22 protein-coding genes and 1 pseudogene are annotated in these 22,329 nt (G+C 35.3%); 2 read left to right on the top strand and 21 right to left on the bottom strand.

What is annotated here, in order from left to right; translation table 11 throughout:
• Positions 1–8 precede the first annotated feature (8 nt).
• The 17 genes from ACIROD_RS10785 to ACIROD_RS10705 all read right to left on the bottom strand — a co-directional run bounded on the left by ACIROD_RS10785 (position 9) and on the right by ACIROD_RS10705 (position 17,360).
• Positions 9–989 (bottom strand): substrate-binding domain-containing protein, encoded by a 981-nt coding sequence (locus tag ACIROD_RS10785; protein ID WP_402940589.1) that lies wholly within the window; start codon positions 987–989, stop codon positions 9–11.
• A 551-nt stretch (positions 990–1,540) separates the two neighbouring features.
• A complete protein-coding gene (locus ACIROD_RS10780; protein WP_402940586.1) occupies positions 1,541–2,293 on the bottom strand; it encodes a DeoR/GlpR family DNA-binding transcription regulator in 753 nt (250 codons plus the stop codon).
• Positions 2,294–2,855: 562 nt separating this feature from the next.
• Complete coding sequence (locus tag ACIROD_RS10775; RefSeq protein WP_101225737.1) at positions 2,856–3,413, bottom strand: cysteine hydrolase family protein; 558 nt, start codon at positions 3,411–3,413, stop codon at positions 2,856–2,858.
• Between the two features lie 345 nt (positions 3,414–3,758).
• Entirely contained in the window at positions 3,759–5,174 is a 1,416-nt protein-coding gene (locus ACIROD_RS10770) for a DUF4179 domain-containing protein (protein ID WP_402940582.1), read from the bottom strand.
• Positions 5,167–5,709, bottom strand: a complete 543-nt coding sequence (locus ACIROD_RS10765) for a sigma-70 family RNA polymerase sigma factor (protein ID WP_402940579.1) — start codon at positions 5,707–5,709, stop codon at positions 5,167–5,169. Before ACIROD_RS10765 ends, ACIROD_RS10770 begins: the two co-directional genes overlap by 8 nt.
• Positions 5,710–6,079: 370 nt before the next feature.
• Positions 6,080–6,973, bottom strand: a complete 894-nt coding sequence (locus tag ACIROD_RS10760; protein ID WP_101225732.1) for a DMT family transporter — start codon at positions 6,971–6,973, stop codon at positions 6,080–6,082.
• Positions 6,974–7,285: 312 nt separating this feature from the next.
• The gene (locus ACIROD_RS10755) at positions 7,286–8,488 is read right to left on the bottom strand and encodes an aminotransferase-like domain-containing protein (RefSeq protein WP_402940575.1); all 1,203 of its coding nucleotides are present in this window, start codon (positions 8,486–8,488) and stop codon (positions 7,286–7,288) included.
• A gap of 217 nt (positions 8,489–8,705) precedes the next feature.
• Positions 8,706–10,088: an aminotransferase-like domain-containing protein gene (locus ACIROD_RS10750; protein WP_402940573.1), complete on the bottom strand. Its 1,383-nt coding sequence runs from the start codon at positions 10,086–10,088 to the stop codon at positions 8,706–8,708.
• Between the two features lie 411 nt (positions 10,089–10,499).
• A complete protein-coding gene (locus ACIROD_RS10745) occupies positions 10,500–10,898 on the bottom strand; it encodes a hypothetical protein (protein ID WP_402940571.1) in 399 nt (132 codons plus the stop codon).
• 245 nt (positions 10,899–11,143) lie between these two features.
• The gene (locus tag ACIROD_RS10740; RefSeq protein ID WP_402942866.1) at positions 11,144–11,284 is read right to left on the bottom strand and encodes a DUF4181 domain-containing protein; all 141 of its coding nucleotides are present in this window, start codon (positions 11,282–11,284) and stop codon (positions 11,144–11,146) included.
• 189 nt (positions 11,285–11,473) lie between these two features.
• Positions 11,474–11,638: a hypothetical protein gene (locus ACIROD_RS10735; RefSeq protein WP_230178570.1), complete on the bottom strand. Its 165-nt coding sequence runs from the start codon at positions 11,636–11,638 to the stop codon at positions 11,474–11,476.
• Between the two features lie 144 nt (positions 11,639–11,782).
• Positions 11,783–13,183, bottom strand: coding sequence for an MFS transporter (locus tag ACIROD_RS10730; protein ID WP_101225727.1), 1,401 nt, complete (start codon positions 13,181–13,183; stop codon positions 11,783–11,785).
• 199 nt (positions 13,184–13,382) lie between these two features.
• Positions 13,383–13,643: a hypothetical protein gene (locus ACIROD_RS10725; RefSeq protein WP_230178574.1), complete on the bottom strand. Its 261-nt coding sequence runs from the start codon at positions 13,641–13,643 to the stop codon at positions 13,383–13,385.
• A 173-nt stretch (positions 13,644–13,816) separates the two neighbouring features.
• Complete coding sequence (locus ACIROD_RS10720; RefSeq protein WP_402940566.1) at positions 13,817–15,532, bottom strand: GMC family oxidoreductase; 1,716 nt, start codon at positions 15,530–15,532, stop codon at positions 13,817–13,819.
• An 18-nt stretch (positions 15,533–15,550) separates the two neighbouring features.
• Entirely contained in the window at positions 15,551–16,321 is a 771-nt protein-coding gene (locus tag ACIROD_RS10715; protein WP_101225724.1) for a gluconate 2-dehydrogenase subunit 3 family protein, read from the bottom strand.
• 43 nt (positions 16,322–16,364) lie between these two features.
• The gene (gene tatC, locus ACIROD_RS10710; protein WP_402940562.1) at positions 16,365–17,087 is read right to left on the bottom strand and encodes a twin-arginine translocase subunit TatC; all 723 of its coding nucleotides are present in this window, start codon (positions 17,085–17,087) and stop codon (positions 16,365–16,367) included.
• Positions 17,088–17,141: 54 nt separating this feature from the next.
• Entirely contained in the window at positions 17,142–17,360 is a 219-nt protein-coding gene (locus tag ACIROD_RS10705; RefSeq protein WP_034312681.1) for a twin-arginine translocase TatA/TatE family subunit, read from the bottom strand.
• Between the two features lie 548 nt (positions 17,361–17,908).
• Between ACIROD_RS10705 and ACIROD_RS10700 the strand changes: the two genes are divergently transcribed.
• Positions 17,909–18,259 (top strand): c-type cytochrome, encoded by a 351-nt coding sequence (locus ACIROD_RS10700; RefSeq protein ID WP_402940559.1) that lies wholly within the window; start codon positions 17,909–17,911, stop codon positions 18,257–18,259.
• Between the two features lie 104 nt (positions 18,260–18,363).
• Here ACIROD_RS10700 and ACIROD_RS10695 read toward each other — a convergent pair whose 3' ends face one another.
• Complete coding sequence (locus ACIROD_RS10695) at positions 18,364–18,624, bottom strand: hypothetical protein (protein ID WP_260356706.1); 261 nt, start codon at positions 18,622–18,624, stop codon at positions 18,364–18,366.
• A 602-nt stretch (positions 18,625–19,226) separates the two neighbouring features.
• On the opposite strand from ACIROD_RS10695, the gene ACIROD_RS10690 reads away from it, so the two are divergent.
• A complete protein-coding gene (locus ACIROD_RS10690) occupies positions 19,227–19,430 on the top strand; it encodes an alpha/beta-type small acid-soluble spore protein (RefSeq protein WP_402940554.1) in 204 nt (67 codons plus the stop codon).
• 378 nt (positions 19,431–19,808) lie between these two features.
• On the opposite strand, the gene ACIROD_RS10685 is transcribed toward ACIROD_RS10690, so the two are convergent.
• The 3 genes and pseudogenes from ACIROD_RS10685 to ACIROD_RS10675 form a co-directional block, all read right to left on the bottom strand.
• Entirely contained in the window at positions 19,809–20,249 is a 441-nt protein-coding gene (locus tag ACIROD_RS10685; protein ID WP_089364937.1) for an SRPBCC family protein, read from the bottom strand.
• A gap of 254 nt (positions 20,250–20,503) precedes the next feature.
• Positions 20,504–20,647: pseudogene (locus tag ACIROD_RS10680) on the bottom strand (iron chaperone); the annotation flags it as partial.
• A 536-nt stretch (positions 20,648–21,183) separates the two neighbouring features.
• A partial coding sequence (locus ACIROD_RS10675) for a fibronectin type III domain-containing protein (RefSeq protein WP_402940550.1) occupies positions 21,184–22,329 on the bottom strand: 1,146 nt, incomplete at its 5' end.

The raw sequence follows: 22,329 nt of genomic DNA, 5'->3' as shown, positions 1-22,329 counted from the left end.
AAAGATTCTTACCAACCTTGGTAAGAATCTAATGTATCTTGAGTTACAATCTCAACTGGAACTTTAATAAGCTCCTCAACTTTTTCATCATTTTTCACTTTCATTCCGATTTCAACAGCTTTTTTGATCATGTTACTAGGTGACTGAGCTGAAGTAGCAGCAATTGTACTTCCTTCCTTTGCCATTGCTTCTGTGGCTTCAGGAGCACCGTCCACTCCGACAATGAAAAATTCATCTTTACGATTCGCTTGCTCTTGAGCAATTTCAACACCAATTGCTTCTGGATCATTAATCGCAAATACAGCGTCAATAGAGCCTGATGAATTAGCTTGTAAAACACTTTCCATCACCGTTAATGCCTTTTCGCGATTCCCTTCTCCATTTTGCTTCGCGATAACTTTAATTTCGGAATCCTTTATTGCATCTTCAAATCCTTGAATACGATCAGATACAGCCGAAACAGGAGGTCCATCAATAATAACTATTTTTCCTTTTCCATCTAATTTTTCAATCACATATTCTCCGGCCAGTTTACCAGCTTGATAGTTGTCTGAAGTAACAGTGGCATCGACACCACCTTCAGCATTGGTATCTACAGCAACTACTGGAATATCAGCCGCTTTGGCCTGTTGAACAGCTGCCGCAATTCCTTTTGTATCAACAGCATTTAAAAGAATGATATCTACCTTTTTCGTAATAAAGTTTTCAATTTGAGCTGCTTGTTTGGCTAAATCATATTCAGCGCTTTCAACTAGAACTTCAGCACCTAATTCTTTTCCTGCTTCTTCAGCACCTTTAGCCATGGAGACGAAGAAAGGGTTTGCTAAACTACCCACCGCTACACCGATCGTTAATTGTTTGTTACCTTTTTGTCCTTCGTTACCGTCTGTTGATCCATTTGATGATTCACTAGCCCCACTACATGCCGTCATCGCGGCAATTACAAACGCCAAAACTAGCATTCCTATTACTTTTAAATATTTCACCATATTAGTCCCCCCTAGTTTTTGAAGATGAAAATAATTAGCTGCAGAACGAGAAATTGTTAACGCTCTCAATCTCTTAAACTAGATCACCTCCTTAAATAAATATTTTTGGTTGAAACAATGGAAATATGGTTGATTTTGATAGTTTTTAAAATGACATCTTAATCGATTGATAACGCTTTCATCTTTTGTATAACAATATAATCACCCTTTACACATTAGAATTATAATTGAGTGAATTTGATTGATTTTGATTGATTTTGATTATATTAAAGCTGTTTGTAATTGTCAATGGTTCCAATTATTACAAAAAATATATTGATAAAACAAAATATTAAACGTTTCAATGGAATGTTTAATAGATGGAGCAGATTTTCCCTCATTGTTAATTGGCCACATTACAATAAATCAAGCATTCTTTATTATATTGATACAACAAGGGGAAAATTTTTTATAAAATAATTTCGGAATCTTCAAAAAAAAGCTAGTATTCTAAATGTCTGAATCAGACAGTTCGAATACCAGCTTTCCTTCAACGATAGCAAATTTAGTTTTTAGTCCTTCACAATAATTATCTCCGTTTTCTCCTTATATTTTCCTAACGTTATTGTACCTTCTTCATTCGTAATAACTTTTGTCTGGTTTAAATCTGCAAACTTAGAAAATGATACTTCTCCAAATTTTGTATGATCTGCTAATACAAAGGCCTCACGTGACAAAAAAATGGCTCTTTCTTTAATTTGCGCCTCTTCTGGATCTGGGGTAGTCAATCCAAAATTATAATGAATAGCGTTCGCACCCATGAAACACTTATCAAATCTGTATTTTTTTATACTTTCGTATGCATAACGCCCAACTGTTGCTTTGGTAATCTTTTTAACAAATCCACCAATAAAATATGTACAGATATCATTTTCAAGTAATGCATCTAAATGATCAATTCCGTTTGTAATGACAACGATATCTTTTTGTCTTAAATGTTTGATCATCTGATACGTTGTTGTTCCAGCATCAAGATAAACACAGTCGCCGTCCAAAATTAGTTCTGCCGCATATTTTGCTATCTTAGCTTTTTCCTCAAGGTTCTGCGTTATTTTCTCAAACACACTCGGTTCGTCTCGTTTACTATGTAAAAGTGAAGCTCCACCATGTACACGTTTTAAGTAGTTCTGCTTTTCTAATTGATCTAGATCACGACGCAAAGTAGATTCTGAAGTATTTGTTAATTCTACTAGCTCATGAATCTTAACATTCTCCTTTTCTTTTAATAGCTTTAAAATTAATTGATGCCGTTCCGTAATAAGCATGATATCTCCTCCTCGTATTACACTTCTATTTAAAGATTCTTCGTGTATTCTAGTTTAATTAATTTTAGTATATAGAATTTTGCAGTGACATGTGAGAACTATTAGGGTACCCCCATAAGAAAAGGAGCTGTTGATCAGCTCCTGGTAATTTTAAGTAAGCACCTGTTTGTTGAATAAACAATTTAAAATCCATTACCCTGGAATATTATTCTCATTAATTCAACAACCATAAAGTAAACTAAACCAACAAATCTACTAAGACCTAAGCTAATTTTCTCCAAAGTCCTTTCTCACTGAGAAAAGAGAAAGAGAAAGATATAATGATTCCACATATCATCAATACACGAAAAGTTGTTACTCTAGGGTCAACCACTTGTGTTATATTTCTAGAAAAGAAACAAATAACCAAGATGATTAAAGCCTCTAATTAATTTTACCAAATCTCGTTATATATGTATTTTTTTATTATCGGATTACCTCCCCCTTTAGTTGCATAAAGAAAAAGCTGCCTTAAAGACAGCTCCGATCTTCGGCTAACGCATTCGTTAATTGAAGATGATTATTATCGGTAATTATTGTGAATAGGTTTAAACAATTCTTCATTAGAATTTCTAACAAGTGAAAAATTGTCTACATTATAGTGACCGTGAAGGGTTTCATTGTGATGAAGGATTATTTGTTTTGCAGATAAGTTTTTGGAGTCAGAAGTGGAATGTCCATCACCAACTAATGTTACATCAAAATGATTGATTGTTGCTGTTCTAACAGCTGAATCAATACAATGTTCCGTCTTACATCCCATTATTACAATATGGTCTACATTGTTTTTACTTAAATGTTCGTGTAATGGAGTTCCATAAAATGAATTTGTGGCAGCTTTATCAAATATGATAGCAGTTGATGGTATTTTAATATCCCTGTGTATCTGGAATCCAGGTCCTTCTCCATTTGAAACATCTAAATCTCTTATAAAAACAACGGGGATACTTTCATTTATCGCTTTTTCAATTACAGTATTAATGTTATTAACGATTTTTTCTTTCTCAAAGACTCCTTGTTCTTCTTTATTACCTTCTATTAATTCCTGTTGAGCATCGATTATCAGTAATGTTTGTTTCAATATTTTCCCCCCTAAAGTTTTTAGCAGTTAGTTTTTTCCTGTTTATTATTAAATGGTATTTTAAGCGCTTCTTACTAAGCTCTTTATATTTTCGTCAAAAGATTTACTAATACCTTCTTGAACTAACCTGCCCCGTTAGTGCCATAAGAAAAAGGCTGCCGAAACAACCCCTGTTAATGAACTAAAGCACCCTATAGTTTAAGTACAATATTTCACAGACTTCTAACTAATAAAAAAAGACGGTGACTTATATAAGTCATCGCCCCGATATTACTAATTATTCAATGCACTAGTAGCATTCCACTCGTCAACTATATGGTCCCTAAAATGAGCTGCTTTAATTGTTTATTCATTCCCCACTGAAAGTACAACAGTAAATGGTTTTAATTCCTTAGCTGGGACCAAGCTTGAAAAATCAAATAGCAACATTGTATTTTCCAGCTTAAAATTCTCAATCCTTTCTTCTCCGTTTAAGTCAAAGGTAGATTGGAAGTGTGCTGTTTCCTTATCAATCATTTTTACTTTATTAAAGTGAATACCGTGGTTTTTAGGAGGCCATGGATTTTCCGGGTCGATCTTAGTTAAATATTCCTTATCAACCAACCAGAAAAGGTATTTCAAATTATGGTTAATTATTTCAAGTTTACCTTTACTCAAATTCTTCGGAAGCCCTGTAAGTTGATAATCTATTACCAATTTCTCATCTTTTTGAGTAACATCATTTACCTGCAGGCCTAAATTGAACCGTGTGCTTTTTAAGGTGAAAGATTTAATATTCAAAAGCTGTTTTACTTTTGGATCTGCGATATTTATCTGCGGATTAAAAGTAAGGGAAGTAATAGTAGAATTCAGCTTGGTCATCTCTGTCCGAACGGTACTATGATATCCATCTTTTTGTTCAGAATCCTCGAGAACTGTTTGGTTTCCAAACCTATACACATTTCCTTTATCATCAACAGCTTTTAATATAATAATGTCATCACCCTTGTATTTCTCCACGGTCTCATAAACAAGCGAAGATGACGCTTTTGCGGTAAGAATCTCTTTAATACGAATTTTGACCTCATCGTCCGGGTATCCTTGCTCTTGATTAATAGCTAATGTACGATTTTTTTCTTGTTGAATTGGAATATCAAAATTCCATTCACCTTTTATCCCGTTGATATTATGAATCGTTATGGGAAGAGTAGAATTCTCCTTAAATGATTTATAAGGATATACCATTTTCCATTGAAAGTTATATCCATTTTCCACTTTCTTAATGTCATTTGACTTTCCATTTAACCAAGGGTCATGATCCCCTTTATTGTGTTCAAAGTTTACATCAAAGCTTACTTCTCCTTTTTCGTTATGCCCCTTTTCAACATCTTCATCTACAAATCCTGTAATTGATACTACATTGCCATCAAAGTAAGCGCTGGTCAGTCTTACAGTTACCCCATTTTTTGTAATTGATTGGTTTAATTCTGTAACTGCATCCTGGTTAGCTAATTCCACGCCTGTTGAATCATTAAATTCTTGAAAAATCCCGCCTATTAAAGGGGTATTAGCTAATACTCTATTCATTGTAGGATTAACAAATCCTGAGGCTACGGTGATTCCAAGAAGAGCAGCAGCAGTCGCCACACCTGCAAGAACCTTTTTTTTCTTTGCCTTTCCACTATTACCTTCCTTGTTTATCCCTTTGGAAATGGCACTAAATACTTTTTCTTTCGGTACAGCTATTTGTTCGATTGCTTCTTTGAGTTCCTTCTTATCCATGGCATTTGTCCTCCTCCTCATTTTTATAGGACTTTTTTAACTCCGCTTTCCCTCTGCTTAAATAAGTTTTTACGGTATTCTCTGGAATTTCCATGACACTGCTAATCGTTTTTATCGAGTAGTCGTAATAGTAAAATAGAATAATAACAGTACGGTAATTCTCTTTCAGCTGCTGAATTGCATCAATCAGCTGTAATGATTCTTCAATGTTTGGATTTACTTGACCCGGCAGGTTTGACAATATCTCATCACTCAAAGGAACGACATTGCTTTTTCTCTTTAGGACATGTCCCGAACACCGTATGACAATCCTGGTGAGCCAGGTCATAAAGTACTCCGGATTTTTTAACGAATGGATAGATGTAAAGGCCTGATAGGTTGCTTCTTGGACAACATCCAACGCATCTTCTTCGTTATGTACATAAAGATAGGCAGTACGGTAGATTCTTTCATAATGTTGTTGAACTAACTTTTCAAAGGCGCTTTTATTACCTTTGATTGCTTTTTTAACTAGCCGGTGGCTTTCTATTTCCATCTTATTTGACCCCCTTTACTAATTAGTGGAATCTATAAACAAGAAAAGTTTCAAAAAGTTTAAGTATTTTCCAAGAAAAGCATATCATGCAATTAAAATCCTAAGTTCAAAATGAACAAGCGGAAACCATTTTTGGTTTCCGCTTTCTATTTTTCTTGAAAGCTGTACCATTCTTTTAGTGTGTGCTGCGACATCTTATTGAACTATCCTGCCCCGTTTGCTCATTAAGACTTATTGTAGAGTGACACAAACTCTGCGTAAGTTAAATAAAGAAGTAGTTTGGTGGAAGTAAGGTGATTAATAAAGCTTAGTCTTTTTACTTGAACATAATAAAAGGCAGTGCGGGATTTCCCCTCACTGCCCCATTTCTTTATTTTGTTAAAATCTTCGTATGTCGTTTTCGAAAATTAATAGAATTATTTTCACTAATAAAAGTTGAACCTAAAAGGAGTGTGCCACCTATAATTTGAACAATTGTCATTTTTTCTTGTAAGATTACAGCAGAAATCAGTATAGCTACAAAAGGATCTACATAGCTTAGCATAGCAATGCTTTGTCCCTTTAACTTTAGCATACCAGAAAAAAATAACCAAAAGCCAATACCAGTGTTAACAACGCCTAATAGTATTATAAAAGGAATGGAAGATCTTGAGACTTCCAAGATACCAAATCCCTCAGTGAATAATACATAGGGAAAGAGAAGTAAAGCAGTTGTTCCAAGTTGAATGATTGTAATCTCTAACATGCCCATGTTTTGAATGAATTTATTTAATAACATTAAGGCTGCGTAAAATGCAGCCGCAACTAATCCGAAAAGGATTCCAAGTAGATCATCTTTACCAGAGGCGCTAATGCCGTTTCCAATAATCAATAACATACCTAATATCGCTACACCAATACAAACAATTTTTTTAATTGGTAAAAGCTCCTTAAGTACAAATGGCGAGAGAACCATGACAAACACTGGCGCAAAATAATACCCCAGTGTTGCATTAGCAAGTGTTGTATGATCGTAGGATTGATAAAGAAAAATCCAATTCCCTCCTAATGCAATAGCAGAAAGAAAAAGGGCAGAAGCATTAACTTTCACTAAATTCCATGGAATGGATTTCTTCATAATGAAAAATACAAACATTAAAAATAGACACCCAATTGAACTGCTTAGAAAAGCTGTTTCACTCGAAGATAAATCAATGTATTTCACAACTAAACCCATTGTACCGAAAATAATCATTGATAATATAAACTGAATTTTAGATTTCATCGTCTACTCCTTCGAATCTGCGAAACAGCTTATATATTTCGCAGATTCTTAATCTGTTTTATATATAAGCGTATATAAAGGAGTAAACGGTGGTGGTGGTGATGTAGAAACGGACTTTGTAATATATGGATTTATAAATGATATTGGCATAATAAGCCTCCTGATTATTCAAATGTAAGATTTATAAAAAAATATAATTAAAATCTTATTTTTTGAATTGGATATTTTTAAGATTAGTGCTTTCATTAAACATTTAGAAGGTATTTATTAATGGTTTTGGTGTTTGATTTAATTATATTTTGTTTCCTTTAGTTACAAACATATTGTCTCTTTATTTAGTTCACGATGTAATACATCACCCATACGCTTCATGCCTTCAATGATTTGCTCTTCAGGCATATTCGAGTAATTTAAACGTAAAGTGTTCTTCTGTGTGCCATTTGGAAAGAATGGAACACCAGGAACACAAGCAACATTATTTTTCAAGCACTCTGAAAATATATGTTTGGAATCAATCCCCATTGGGAGCTCAATCCAAATAAACAATCCACCTTCTGGCTTACTGTAAGACAAATCTTCCGGAAAGAATTCTTTTATGCATTTTAACATTATTGTACATCTTGCTTTATAAACTGCTTTGATTTTTTTAATATGCTCCTCCATATCGTAAAGTTCCATATACTTTGCTGTTATCCTTTGAGCAAAGCTGTCAGTATGTAAATCAGCTGTTTGCTTGAAAGCCACGTACTTATCAATAAACGATTGATCTGCACAAATCCATCCAATTCGCATGCCTGGAGTGAAAATTTTAGAGAACGTGCTCATATAAATTACTCTGTTCTCTGTGTCAAAATGTTTCACCGGCGGTATCCCCTCTCCAGCAAACCTTATAGCTCCATAGGGATTATCTTCTACAATCAGTACATCGTATTGATTAGCAAGTTCGATCATTCTTTTACGTCTTTGAAGTGTTAATGTACGACCTGTAGGGTTCTGGAAATCGGGAATAGTATAGATGAATTTTGCGCTTGGATGCTCTTGCAGTTTCCTCTCCAGCTCTTCCATTATCATCCCATCATTGTCCATAGCAACTTCCACAAAGTTTGCATTGTATGATTTAAATGCATTAATTGCTGCAAGATAGGTTGGGCTTTCACAAATAATAGTATCTCCTTCGTTGATAAATAGTCTTCCAGTAAGATCTATCGCTTGCTGGGACCCTGAAGTGATAAGAACATTGTTAATAGCAGAGTTAATCCCAATGGCTTTCATCCTTTGACAAATAGCTTCTCTCAAAGGACCATAGCCTTCAGTGGTACTATATTGAAGAGAAGCCGCGCCCTCTTCATTCAATACAACATTGCAAGCAACTTTAAGGGCTTCAACAGGAAACAGCTCCGGAGCTGGAAGTCCTCCCGCAAAAGAAATGACTTCTGGCCTTTCTGTTACTTTTAATATTTCACGGGTCTCAGACGAATTAACTAGACGGGCCCTCTCAGCAAATTTATTATCCATTTGTAAACCTTCCTTCCTTTAACATTTCAATTTTTTTTACCTACCCAATTCCGATTTTATTGGAATATTCAGATTTTTTATAATAAACTTATTCCAATGATAAGCTTATGACACCAAAATTAATATTGCCTTTCATCCCCCAACTAAGTTTGAATTATCATAACACGTAAAAAAAAAGCCATACAATATAATTATTGTATGGCAAACAATATTTATTTTACATTTCAATTATTTTTTTAAGTATAATAAGAGCTTTTTCAAGTTCCTCTCTCGTTTCTGGAGCACAAACCCCCACACGTACGGCATTTGCTGGAGCGACATTACCTACCGCAAATCGCCGTCCACTATATACCTGTACACCTTGTGCTGCAGCTAGTTGTTCAAATTGGTCACCTGTATACTGATGCGGCAGATGTAACCAATGAAAAATCCCTGTTTCTTCACCTAAACAGTTCTCTTTACCTAAATATTGATTAACCAACTGATTGCGAGCTTTTGTTTCCTCTTTATGAAATGCAACAATGTTTTCAAACTGATTCGATACAATTACTCGTGATGCTAACTCTGCAAGTAGTGGCGATACGGAAATATTTAAATTATAAAGAGCCTTTCGAGTAGAATTCAGGTATTTTAAAGGAACTGCCACATAAGCAAGACGGAGTCCAGGTGCCATCGATTTCGATAAACTCGCTATATAAATCGTATGCTCAGGGGCATATGTCGCTACAGCCGGCAAGACTTTTTCTTGGATTAAATGGTACGCTCCATCTTCAATAATAAATAAATTATACTTTACAGCAATCTCAGCAATAGCCTTACGAGTTTCAACGCTCATCGTATATGTCATCGGATTCTGATAATCTGGGATAATATATAATCCTTTAATATTTTCATTTTTACATGCATAAAGAAGTGCTTCCGGACTCATTTCATCAGACTCTGAACGAATCGGTACAAGCTGAATCCCCAGCATCGCGGCTGCTGTCTTTAAGCCTGGATATGTATGGTGATCTACTCCAATTCGATCTCCATGCTGACAAAGGCTTGCAAGTGTTGCTGTGATGGCGTTTTGTCCGCCATTAGCAAGTAAGATATGTTCTCTGGTCGTTTCAAAACCGGCAAATTTCAATAATTTGACGCCTGCATCTTTTTGCCAAATCGAATCGCCTGGCCGACTGTATCCAAACCATCTCGCACAATCTGATTCTTGTAACATCGATTGCAATAAGTCAAATAAAGGCCCATACGACACACGATCTGGTAAAATTGCTCCCATTTCAATTAAATGCTTTGGCTTTTCTTCTGCTAGCAAATAAGCGTTCGAAATCGCATCATACGAAACATAAGTGCCGCTACCTATGGTCGCACTGACCAGTCCTTTTAACTCAGATACTTTAAAAGCTTTCGAAATAGTACTTAGATTCACCTCTAAGTAATCCGCTAACTCCCTTTGTGGTGGAAGTTTCGTGCCAGGCACTAAGCGCCCCTCTATAATGTCATATTCTAACTGCTTAGCTAATGCCTGATAAATCGGTCTGTCTTCTCGATTTATTGTCGGCTTCCATGTCATTGGATAATCCTCAAACGAATTAATCGGCACATTCCTCATCCTTTTTCATACAATCATTAATCATACAATTATAAAATTGTATGGCAACAAATTCAAATCCATAAATTCTTTTAAAATTTTTTACTAGTAGAGTGCGGAACGCTCGTGCCTGGAATATTCACGCAGCATGGATATTTCGGAAAGGAACCCATTAGTGGGGGAAAAACTATGGAGTTACTTGCAGACTTAGTGTTACCTTTTTTATCCACCAGTTTCTTTTCTAATTTTAGTCATTTGCACAATCAGTTACTCCAGAATATGGCCCAATTAAAGATCAAACAGCCCTCTCCCCCGATAGTTCCATAAGAAAAAGGCTTGCCTTATTGAAGTAAAGCACCCATTAGTTCTAAAAGGCTTAGTGTAGAGTTGACACAAACTATAAATAAAAATAAGGTACAAACCTTATGGTCTGTACCCGTATCCGAATCCAAAGAAAAAAGTAATAATTAAAAAAATAGCAGTTGCTGGAATGAAACTAACAACAATCCATCCTTTTGCTATCCTGCTTTGTACACTTCTATACCATTTGTAGTAAATAAAAAGGAGAATTACAGCCAAAGGCCAGAAATAATAACCAACCATTGTATTAACCCATCCTGAATTCATATCCCAATATGTATCTGGTACAGGAAGTATATTCTCATATTGTTTATCAATTTTGTTTTTAGTAGTGATAAAGATATAAGAAATCACAAAATAATAGGCTGCTATTGTGGCTTTTATCCACCAAAATAAATGCCTATTGGAAATTACTATTAAAAAGATAATTGCCAGCATTACGAACAAACCTGTGTATCCCAAAACAAAATCACCTCGTAAACATTTTAACTAATTAATGTAATTTTTTCCATAAAATGTTCGTGTTTGTTTTTACACAGTACGAACATACTACGCTTATTAAACAAACTAACCTGCACCGTTAATTGGATAAAGAAAGAGCTGCCTTAAAGACAGCTCCGATCTTCAGCTAAAGCACCCGTTAGTTCATTAAGGACACAGTAAAAAAAGTCCCTTATTGGGGCTGTTTTTATTTAGATAATATTAAATTAAATTAAATAAAAGCCTATGACCAAAACCAAAAGGTATATAAACATAGAGTATAAAGTTAAGATGTATTCTTTTTCTTCCCTTTTATATTTCCATTCCATGAAAGCACGAAAACTTAATGAAATAAGAAAGTAGCCAATAAGCCAGGAAATAGGATTATCAACAAACCATATTAAAAAAAAAATGCTATTATCATAGCAATTTCAGTCCACCTCTGAAATGGATTGACACCTTTATAAAATGCCCCCTAACTTTTATCAATCTTCAATTTCTTCTTCAACCAACGTTCAAACACTATTCACCTGCCCTGACTACCAATTGTAAACCATTTAATGATGTGAATTATTTACCCTGATCTTTTTTCCAAGCGAATATACTGTCGCTAAACCAATTCCAATAATCATAGAATAGTCGAAATAATTTTTAAGTGGCATACCACTAGAAATAGCTTCAATAAACAAAAGTAAAAAGAAAACCGTATAATTCTTTTTCATAATTCCTCACCACCCTTTTATAGAAATGTTAAATAGCTGGCGAGACCTCAATAAGTAAAACAAAAACCCGAAATACAGACACTCATGTTTGAGTGTCTGTATTTCGAGTAGTCATCCCATTGAATGGGTGCTTTTTAATTCCATTTATTTTTCTCTTTTTTCCGTTTTCCACCATAGGGAATCTTTTGGATTTTCAACAGCTTCTTGATATTCAGATTTAGAAGCAACTGTTGGGTAAGAACCTTTTAGGGATTTTCCTGAAGTACTATTGAACAAGAATAATATCACTAAAAATCCGATAATATTCACGGCTGTTAGATAGAAACCAGGTGCTAAGTTATTCCCCGTTTGGTGAACTAACCATGTGGAAACTAAAGGGGTAGTTCCACCAAATATTGAAACCGAAACATTAAATGTCACTGATAATGTTCGATATCGAATATCAGTATAGAACATGGTTGGTAACGATCCAGGCATTGTGCCTTCATAAATTGAAAGCAGAACACCTAGAATTAGAACACCTAACGAAATAAATACTAAAGCATTCAAGTTTATTAAATAAAAAGCAAAGGCAGATAATAGACTTAAACCGCCTAAACCGATTAAGAAAACAGTCTTATTTCCAATTTTATCACTGAGCTTTCCAAACATTAAAGTAAGTGGCACCATAATGATCATTAGAATCGTAATTAATAGGGTTCCTACTGTACTAGATAATCCAATAATCTCATCTAAATAAGAAGGCATGTATGATAATAGCATATAGCTTGTAATATTAAAGAATGCAACAGCTACAAAACATACAAGAATATCCTTTTTGTGATTTTTAAAAATAGATAGAAAGCTTTCCTCTTGGGCTTCATCATCAGAAAGTTCATTTTCAAAAATCGGTGATTCTTCTAAACTTTTTCTTAAGTACAACCCAATAAGCCCTAAAGGTAAGCCAAGTAGAAACGGTATTCTCCAACCCCATGAGGCCATCTGTTGATCAGATAGAGTGATAAAGAGTGTACTGGCAAGTAGTGAAGCTAATATATAACCAATGAGCGTACCAATTTCCAATCCACTTCCAAGCATATTACGTTTATTGTCTGGAGAAGACTCTGCAATATAGACCATTGCACCAGCGTATTCGCCACCAGTTGAAAAACCCTGAATAATTCTAGCTATTAATAAGAGTATAGGTGCCCATATACCGATTTGATCATATGTAGGTAATAAACCAATTAGTAATGTTGAAAAAGCCATCAAAATAATCGTGGTTGTTAAAACGACTTTTCTTCCTAATTTATCTCCGATTTTACCAAATATGATACCGCCTACCGGGCGCATTAAAAAGGCAATCGCAAATGTTGCAAAGGTGAACACTAATTTTAGCTCATCATTTTCAACGGCACTAAAAAAGTTTTGACTAATGATAACAGCTAAATAGGAATATAAGCCAAAATCAAACCACTCCATAGCATTTCCTACCCCTGTAGCAAACACACTTTTCTTCGCTTTTTTAATATCTACAACGTTGATTTTTTTCTTGTTAAATTTCATTTTATCATGTCAACTCCATGGAATACATTTGTGCAAGAATGAGAAATAAAGTCAAACTGGAGGATAAGCGGGTTTTGGGAGTTTTTCCAATGGTATCCCAAATGAAATTTTGTCTTTTTATGGAAACAGTTCCAACAACATTAGACTAACTTCACCAGAAATCGAATCGAAAAGCCTTTAGACATTAGTTATTAGGGTTCTATAAATCGCCTCTCGTTTTATTAAATTCAAGGTTATCGCCTTTTTCCATTTGTTTATCTGTTTGATCAGGGTTTTCATCATGCTTAAATGATCGATTATTATCATCATTATTATTTGGATTCGTGTCAGTGTCATTTCGAACAGGACGATAATCTACTTCCTCTTGATCATTAAAGTCGTTATTACCAGCGTTACATGCTGACAGAATACTTACCGAAAGTAATGCGAATAAAATAGTGATTTTCCATTTGCCTTTCATTTTATAACCCTCCGTATCTTAAGTTTTTGGTATTAATTTTAATATGTACCTTAAACGATACCCTTAGTCTTAAATGGAGCATGCATGTTTGTTTTTTTTAGCATCCTAAAATTAAAAAACTGCCCCCAATTATTGTGGGAGCAGGTCATGATTTTTAGGTCAAAGAAAAGAACTTATACGAGAGAACCCCCTTTTTTAAGGTATTTTACAATTCCCTCTGCCGCTCTATATGAAAAAGCACCTAATGTACCAGTTGGGTTAAACGAACTGTTATGAGGAAATGCCGAAGAACCAGCAACAAATACATTTTCAGCATCCCACATTTGCAGGTAAGTGTTGACTGCGGAATCTTTAGGATCAGCCCCCATGATGACGCCTCCTGTGTTATGCGTATTCGTATCTGTGTTTACGTTAAAATCTGCTTGTTCTGCGACCGTATCAATATGATCTGGACTCATTTTTTTAGCAATCGATCTTGTTACCTTCGCCATGTATTTTACTAACTCACGGTCTTGGGAAGTATAATCATATGTCATCCGTAATAAAGGCATACCATATACATCTTTATAAGTAGGATCCAGATCAAGGTAGTTTTGTATGTGTGGCATGCTTGCACCTTGTGATTTGACTTGCAGGATACTATTGGCATATTTGATTGATTGCTTTTTGAATTCTGCACCCCAAGAAGGTGTCCCTATCGGTGAGTTATTATTTGCTATAGGTCTATTCCCATATTGGGTTGTACGAATTCCTGCTCCGTGAAGGAAGTTTACATCCGAATGATCAAAATTATCACCTGTGAATTCTGCAATCTCAATCCCTAATGCACCTGCACCTCCATATATATTGAACTCACGGTCATTATAATAAAGGCTTGAATATCCTGAACTCACTTGGTAACAATAGTTTTTACCAATTACCCCATTTCTGGTTTTTGGATCATAGGGTGTTCCAAGATTTGAATTAAGTAAAAGTCTAACATTATTAAATACATAACTCGCTAAGACCACTACTTCTGCCGGTTGTTCGAATTCTTCACCCGTGAAGGTGTCCACATAAATAACACCTGTCGCTTTCGTACCATCATTTAAAATACGGGTGACATTTGAGAATGTGCGCAAGTCAAGGTTACCAGTTTTTTTTGCAACAGGAATGACCGTAACAACTGGATCTGCTTTTGCACCATACTCACAACCGAAGTTTTCACAAAACGCACAATATTGACAGGCTGAACGTGAAATACCATCAGGGTTTTCGTAATTCTCTGATAGATTTGCAGATGGAATCATATATGGTTTGTAGCCAAGCTTCTTCGCTGCTTGTTCGAATTCCGCTAAAACAGGTGTTTTTATCATCGGTCCTGTTGGATAAGGATTTGAGCGTTTTCCATATAACTTAACAGTTTCACCAGATATTCCTGCCATTTTTTCAAATGTATCATAATATGGTTCTATTTGGTCATATGTAATGCCCCAGTCTTGAATCGGATAGTCTGATTTAATTTTATTTTTACCATACCTTTTTTCAGTTAGAGATTTAATTTCAAAATCATAAGGAAGAAAACGGTAGGTCTGTCCATTCCAGTGACTACCAGCTCCCCCAAGACCTTCACCTACGATAAAAGTTCCATAATTACGCATAGGGAGTGCTCTCATTTTTTGGTTATTACGATGAGTAATAGTTTCTTTTGATAAATCTTGCATTAACTCTTCACGATGTTGGAAACGCAGTTCGTCATGCACCATTAAATAATCACTCATATCCCGTTCTTTCCCGCGCTCTAGTCCAATGACTTTGATTCCTGCCTTTGTTAATTCCGAGGCAATAATACCTCCAGCCCAGCCCATCCCGACAACAACGACGGGTACCTTAGGTAGTTTTTTTGCCATGTTTTTCATCCCTTTCTATCATGAATGTTTCATATGACTTTGAAGGCTATTTGGATCTAGCTTTAAAAATTCTTTACTTTGGATTTCTTTTGTATAACTCATTCGAGAACCAGGATACTTTCGCATCTGCCAGCCTAGCATTTCCTTATTTCCTCCGTACAATGGGTCGGCATAAACACCTTCAATGGTCAAAGTTCTTAACAATTGGAAAAATGCCGAAGAAGATGCACCAGAAAGTGAACTTGCTTTACCTTTCTCAAACGCAGCTAAAACTTCATCCTGTTCATTAGCCTCTAATTCTGTAAATTTCTTTTTATAGTTTTTGTTACTATATGTATTCAATTCTTTTAAGCCTAGCCGAAACAAATCTTTTCGGTAAAGCTTATTCTGTTCACCTTGTGTTATTTCTGGCTTATAATAGGGTCCAAGTTTATAATCCTTTTCATTTACTCCCCACCCACTGTTAAGTTGATGGTCAATATAAATCGCCGCATTTAATTCCATAGCCCCTGGTCCAAGATCGTCCTTTGGGAAAATACGTTCTGCCGCTGCCGCTGTCGTCTGATATTCTTCTGGATAAAAAAACATCAGGGCTTCATTCGGATTATTAGCTTGAGTTTGAGTTTGACCTTTCCGTTCTGTTGTCACACCACTTTCCGAATTTCTATCAAACATGCTTCCAACTGCTCCACCTAAAATGAGGCCTCCAACAGCTAATCCAGAGTTCTTTAAAAAGGTACGTCTCGTACTACCTTGTTTTTCAATTTGACTTTTCTCTTTATCCGACAAAAAAAACCCTCCTATTTTTTAAAAAAAGGTGTGAATTCCCTTATCACATTAATGCATCGCTTACTATCTTTTTCTTATACACAATCCTGGATATAGTGACACTCAATTCGTAAAGAACCAGTAAAGGAATAATGACCAGCATATCCGATATGAAATCTGGAGGGGTAATCATAATAGATACGACTACCAGAAAAAAATAGGATATCTTCCTCGTTTTTGCCAACCTTTCTGGATTGAGAATTCCTAATCTTGTTAAAAACATCACTACCAATGGCATTTCAAATAGAATGCCAAACGGTAAAATCAAATTAATCATGAACCGAAAATATTTATCTGCTGTAAACATCATTTCAAACTGCCCCGCTGACATATTTGTTAAAAATCCTAGCACAATGGGAAATAACAAAAAGTATCCAAAAGAGATTCCGATAATAAACAAAATGAATAATCCTGGGATAAACCTTAGAGTCACTTTGCGTTCTTCTTTTGTCAGGGCAGGTGCTATAAATTTCCAAGTCTGATAGGCAACTACAGGAATCGTAGCTGCAATGGCAAAAACACACGAAATAATCATATACACCCATAAAATATCACTTGGTCCTAGGATAGCTAAATCCCTCCCAAGATCTCTAATTACCCAACTATAGATGTCTTCAACAAAAACTAACGCACCAACGAAAAAGATAACGAAGGCTATCAAAGTTTTAATCATTCGTTGCCGAAGTTCATCAAGATGTTCAATGAGATGTGAATCTTTGTTTTCCATGGTGGCCTCCTCCTGTTATATGAAAAATGCCCACCTTCATATCCACTATGGACTCTACTGTTTATCCAGCATCTTCTTTTCAGCAGTCGATAACTCATGTTTTTTCTCTTCCTGTTTATCCTCATCAGAAATTAATCCATTTGTTGCACCCTTGAATTCCGTTAATGTCCGTCCAAATGCCCGACCAATTTCAGGTAGTTTTTTCGGACCGAAAATAACAAGTGCAATGATAAGAATTACGACCAAGCCTGGAATCCCAATATTCTGAAACATCACGTCAATCCTCCATAAAAAACATCAGTTACATTTACTAAAAACCGTTTGTAACCTTTCCAGTAAACTTTATTATTTACACCAAAGGGTGGTTAGTTGCCTTTTTTATTCCTTATAATATATTCACAAAACTGCTCAATTTTATACCTAGCTTATATTTATACATGCCTGTTTTGTTTACAGTTCAATATCCAAATTCCTCATCTTTCTAATAGTTCATATTAGTTTTTCAGTAATTCGACCATATGTATTAACTTTTATTAAATACCATGCAGAAAGTTGGAAATGTTATAAAGGAATTTTTGGTACCCGAGATTAGATTAAAAGAACCTCACCTTTTAGTAAAAATGTATTCATGCAAAAATAACTTTGGGGAAAGATATGAATTAAATAATAATGCTTAAGTACTTTGGAAGAGTAAATAAAAACTTAGAGGTTTATGTATTTTCCACGGATTCTATTATTATGTAGAAGATAAATTAGAAACTTTCTTTGTTCTTTTATCAAAAAGATTTTTACTCCACTCTACATTAAATACGGAGGTATTTATGAAAAAAATTTGGTTTACTTCTGGAGTCAGTATTGCTCTTGCAGGATGTTTAATATTTTTACTGTTTTTTTACAGAGGCCATCAACCCTCACCTTCTCCAAATTCAAATGGGGGACCACAGGATACTTCAGCTGGTAATCCTGAAGAAATTGTGAGTAATAGTTGTATATCTTGTCACGGAGAAAATTTACAAGGAGGAGCTGGTCCAGCTTTAAATAAAATTGGTTCAAAATATTCACAAAGTGATATAGAGGATATTATTAATAATGGTAAAAATGGGATGCCAGCAGGCGTTATTTCAAATGAAGAAGCTGCAATCGTGGCAGAGTGGTTATCACAGAAAAAGTGAGTAGGCAATTTTCTAAAAAAAGGCCTTAATTAAACTTAAAATAAAACAGCCAAATCCAATCAATATGGATCAGGCTGTTTTGTATTTTTCAGGAATAAATATATTTAAAAAAATGAGGACCAATTCAAAACAATAGACCAAACAACAGTGTTCAATAATAAGCCTGTAATAAAAAGAGACCATTGGTTTTTCTTTTGTTCCCAACAGTAAATCATGAGGGCAAGACCTATTGAAACACCAATAAAGGAAAGCCATGGAAATGAATCAGTGAACTTTGTGAGAAAAACCGCAAGGCAAGCTGTGAATAATAATGATACAAGGTACTCGGTGAATAATGATAATTCGCTTTTAATATGATCGCTCAATTTTTTCCTCCTTCGAAATAGATATTATCTTCCTATAATACTTCATGGTGAATTTTTTATACGAAATTGCCTGCGCCCGTTTTAGATTTATAAAAGACAATAGTCTATTTATTCAATCGTTACAGGTGTTATCATCAGTGCTAAAACACCGGCTCCAAATTAATGTTATAACTTCTTAGCCTTTGATTCTAACCGAGACCGCCGGCATAAGGGAGGCCTTCCGTTGTTAACAGAAGGCAGTGCCTCCTCACACTAATCTGTACCTTCTATTCAAAAATAAAAAGCCGTCTAAGAACAGCTCTGATTATTAATTAATATCCCGTTTATTATCGCCTTTTCTTTACCTTAACTTCGGCTATGATATAAACTGTGCAATAGGAGGAGAAAACCTCTACATCAGATTATTTGCTTTTCGGAGCTTCTGAAACCCTTACCTTGCCGGTGGCTTCAATGTTTTCCTGTAACTCTTCCCTTCTAGAGCTACAGATGAGTTTAATTTCACTTAATCACTGCCTTGATTTATTTTAAATTCTATGCATATAACTCTTAACAATATCAAAACCTATGACTAGCAACACATTACATTCATAGGAGCTGACAACATGGCTAGAAATAACAACAGTAATCAATTAGTAGTTAATGGCGCAGAGCAAGCTCTAGAACAAATGAAATACGAAATCGCTAGTGAATTCGGTGTTACACTTGGCGCTGATACACCATCCCGTGCGAACGGATCTGTTGGTGGAGAAATTACAAAACGTTTAGTGCAAATGGCTGAACAACAATTAGGCGGAAGAACTCGTTAATCGAAATCATATGTAATGTTAGGGATAGTCATTGGACTATCCCTATTTATAATTTTACAAATTTTAAAAAAGAAACAGAAACAATATTTTGCTATGTCGCATTAGGAATACACTACGCTTATTCAACTAACCTGCCCCGATAGTTCCATAAAGAAAAAGCTGCCTTAAAGACAGCTCGATCTTCAGCTAACGCTCATGTTAGTTCATTAAGAAAAGCGATTCTGGAATATTGAAAAAAAGAGGCCATCCTTTTTGGACAGCCCCCCTTCCGCTAATTATAAAATTTCTCGATATAATTATATTGGTCACTTCAGAATGTTACCATCTATACTTCAGAGAAGGTATCTCCAAAATGAATTGGCTTTCAATCTTTGAAAACTATGAGAATACTGCAATTTTACGTGCGATAGATTCTGTTAAACGAGATGCTACTTTTGGAACAGCCCATTTAATAATTGGTGTTAACACCGCACCAGATAATCCGCCTGCATGTATTTCCACCGTACAAGTCATTATTGTTTCACCATTAACATCTTCTGCAGTAAAGTGACCGCTTCCTGTAAAATTATCTGATAAACCTTTTAATTCAAACTTAATATTTGAAGGTTCATTCCATTCGGTAATATCTACCTGTGCTTGTATTGTTTTTTTAATACCTTTCACACTACCTTCAAACGTCCAAATAGATTGCTTGTCATTTATGATTTCATGTTCTTTATAGGCTGGTACTGTCGTTGCCCATTTTTCGAGATCACTGACATAATCCCAAACTGCTTGTACATCTACTGGAACTACTACAGTATGCGTTCCCGTTGCCATCATGATCCCCACCTTCACTATGTATGAATTGTAACTTTACATCTCTACAAAATAATTATTACATAAAAAGCATAAACTTACATCACTAATTATACATAGCTTTCCTTCTTCCAATCCCCCATTTTTTTTGTAGAATCAAAATTTTCCAATCCTCCACAATCCGGCCCTTTAGTTCCATAAAGAAAAGGCTGCCTTAAAGACAGCTCTAATCTTAAGTTAATGCACTCGTTAGTTTAATAATTCCCTATATAAACGTGATCGGAAAACATTGGCGTATTCCACTTGATTTGTGATTCCAAATTGGGGAATTTATTAGCAACCCACGCCAAAATTTCCTCTGTTCGTTCGCAGTGCTCGGGGTTATCGATACCCGCTAAATATTTCGCAAAAACTTCCATGTTGTTCCCTCCTAAAATAAAAATTAGGTCGTTCAGAGAAATTCCTCAAACCATTCGTTTGTAACTTTTTAAACTTCTACAAATAATACACAAACTCCTTCTTCCATAAAACTTCCTTTTACTCGAATAAGAAAAAGCGATCCTTCATTATTGGGAATCGCACCCTTAGACATAACAATTCATATTAAATACAGCTTTGTAAATCCATTACAATAAACATAAGAAGGCAACTCCCATAAGGGTTAGTTGCCTTCTTTTAAAATGAGCTGCGAGACACATTCAACATGTGCGGACTGCTGATTGTAGAAAAAATAATAAAGTGATGATGTAGCTTTGTTCACCTTACTATAAGCGTATTTTTACGCTTTTGAAATGGCATTTTTTAGATTATCAACCTCTCAAGGAAGATGTAACGGAACTAAAAGTAATGGTACACCTTAATTGATAAATTGTCCGTGAAAAGAAAATAGCCCCCTCCTGTATGAAGTGGGGGCTTTGATTTTGTCAGCTTTTTATACATATTCAGGTAATAATAATTAAGGTTTGGCACTAATTATTGTTGTCCAACCACTGTATACCTTTGCTGTGCCAACCGTTCTATATGCTCTTAATTTATAATAATATGTCTTTCCTGTTGTTAAACTACTATTTGTATAATATAAGGAAGTTGTGCTTTTTAGTAGATTATATGTTCCTGAGAATGATGTAGACCTGTAAAGTTCATAGCCACTTGCTCCAGATACAGAGCCCCATGTCAGTTTTAAGCTGGTTGAACTTATTCTGCTTGCCTTAAAAATAGTTGGAACAGTTGGTACTGGTTTTACAGTAACTACAGTTGAATAATTACTATATACCTTCATACTTCCTACGGTCCTGTAAGCTCTAATTTTGTAATAATATGGTTTATTCGTTGTAAGTCCTGTATTAGTATAACTTGTTGAGGTTGTTGATCCTGCAAGAGAATAAGTCCCTGTGCTTGATGTGGCCCGATATACTTCATACCCACTTGCTCCACTTACTGCGGTCCAACTAGTTCTTACACTATTATAAGACAATGAAGCTGCTTTGACTGAAATCGGTGTTGCGGGTATCGGTTTTACCGAAACAATAGCTGAGTAATTGCTATAAACTTTCGTACTTCCGACCGTTCGATAAGCTCTCATTTTATAATAATACGATTGATTGGTTGTCAGGCCGCTATTCATAAAACTTGTGGATGTCGTCGTTCCAACCTTAGAATACGTACCTGTGCTTGATGTCGATCGATAAATCTCATACCCTGATGCACCGCTTACTGCCGCCCAGCTAGTTTTAATACTATTATAGGAAGAAGATGCGGCTTTAACTGAACTTGGTACAGCTGGTAACGGTTTTGCCGTAACAATAGCTGAATAATTACTATAATCTCTGGTACTTCCAACCGTTTGGTATGCTCTCATTTTGTAATAATACGATTGATTGGTTGTCAGGCCGCTATTCATAAAACTTGTAGATGTCGTCGTTCCAACCTTAGAATACGTACCTGCGCTTGATGTCGATCGATAAATCTCATACCCTGATGCACCGCTTACTGCCGCCCAGCTAGTTTTAATACTATTATAGGAAGAAGATGCGGCTTTAACTGAACTTGGTACAGCTGGTAACGGTTTTGCCGTAACAATAGCTGAATAATTACTATAATC

The organism is Peribacillus sp. NPDC101481 (assembly GCF_044767165.1).
In the GTDB taxonomy this organism is placed as follows: domain Bacteria; phylum Bacillota; class Bacilli; order Bacillales; family DSM-1321; genus Peribacillus.
This window is presented reverse-complemented; position numbering and strand designations above follow the sequence as displayed.

Coding starts and splice junctions, on each gene's coding strand:
- ACIROD_RS10785 (WP_402940589.1), bottom strand. CDS start 989: ATGGTGAAATATTTAAAAGTAATAGGAATGCTAGTTTTGGCGTTTGTA.
- ACIROD_RS10780 (WP_402940586.1), bottom strand. CDS start 2,293: ATGCTTATTACGGAACGGCATCAATTAATTTTAAAGCTATTAAAAGAA.
- ACIROD_RS10770 (WP_402940582.1), bottom strand. CDS start 5,174: ATGGATAAGAAGGAACTCAAAGAAGCAATCGAACAAATAGCTGTACCG.
- ACIROD_RS10765 (WP_402940579.1), bottom strand. CDS start 5,709: ATGGAAATAGAAAGCCACCGGCTAGTTAAAAAAGCAATCAAAGGTAAT.
- ACIROD_RS10760 (WP_101225732.1), bottom strand. CDS start 6,973: ATGAAATCTAAAATTCAGTTTATATTATCAATGATTATTTTCGGTACA.
- ACIROD_RS10755 (WP_402940575.1), bottom strand. CDS start 8,488: ATGGATAATAAATTTGCTGAGAGGGCCCGTCTAGTTAATTCGTCTGAG.
- ACIROD_RS10735 (WP_230178570.1), bottom strand. CDS start 11,638: ATGAAAAAGAATTATACGGTTTTCTTTTTACTTTTGTTTATTGAAGCT.
- ACIROD_RS10730 (WP_101225727.1), bottom strand. CDS start 13,183: ATGAAATTTAACAAGAAAAAAATCAACGTTGTAGATATTAAAAAAGCG.
- ACIROD_RS10725 (WP_230178574.1), bottom strand. CDS start 13,643: ATGAAAGGCAAATGGAAAATCACTATTTTATTCGCATTACTTTCGGTA.
- ACIROD_RS10720 (WP_402940566.1), bottom strand. CDS start 15,532: ATGGCAAAAAAACTACCTAAGGTACCCGTCGTTGTTGTCGGGATGGGC.
- tatC (WP_402940562.1), bottom strand. CDS start 17,087: ATGGAAAACAAAGATTCACATCTCATTGAACATCTTGATGAACTTCGG.
- ACIROD_RS10705 (WP_034312681.1), bottom strand. CDS start 17,360: ATGTTTCAGAATATTGGGATTCCAGGCTTGGTCGTAATTCTTATCATT.
- ACIROD_RS10700 (WP_402940559.1), top strand. CDS start 17,909: ATGAAAAAAATTTGGTTTACTTCTGGAGTCAGTATTGCTCTTGCAGGA.
- ACIROD_RS10690 (WP_402940554.1), top strand. CDS start 19,227: ATGGCTAGAAATAACAACAGTAATCAATTAGTAGTTAATGGCGCAGAG.
- ACIROD_RS10685 (WP_089364937.1), bottom strand. CDS start 20,249: ATGGCAACGGGAACGCATACTGTAGTAGTTCCAGTAGATGTACAAGCA.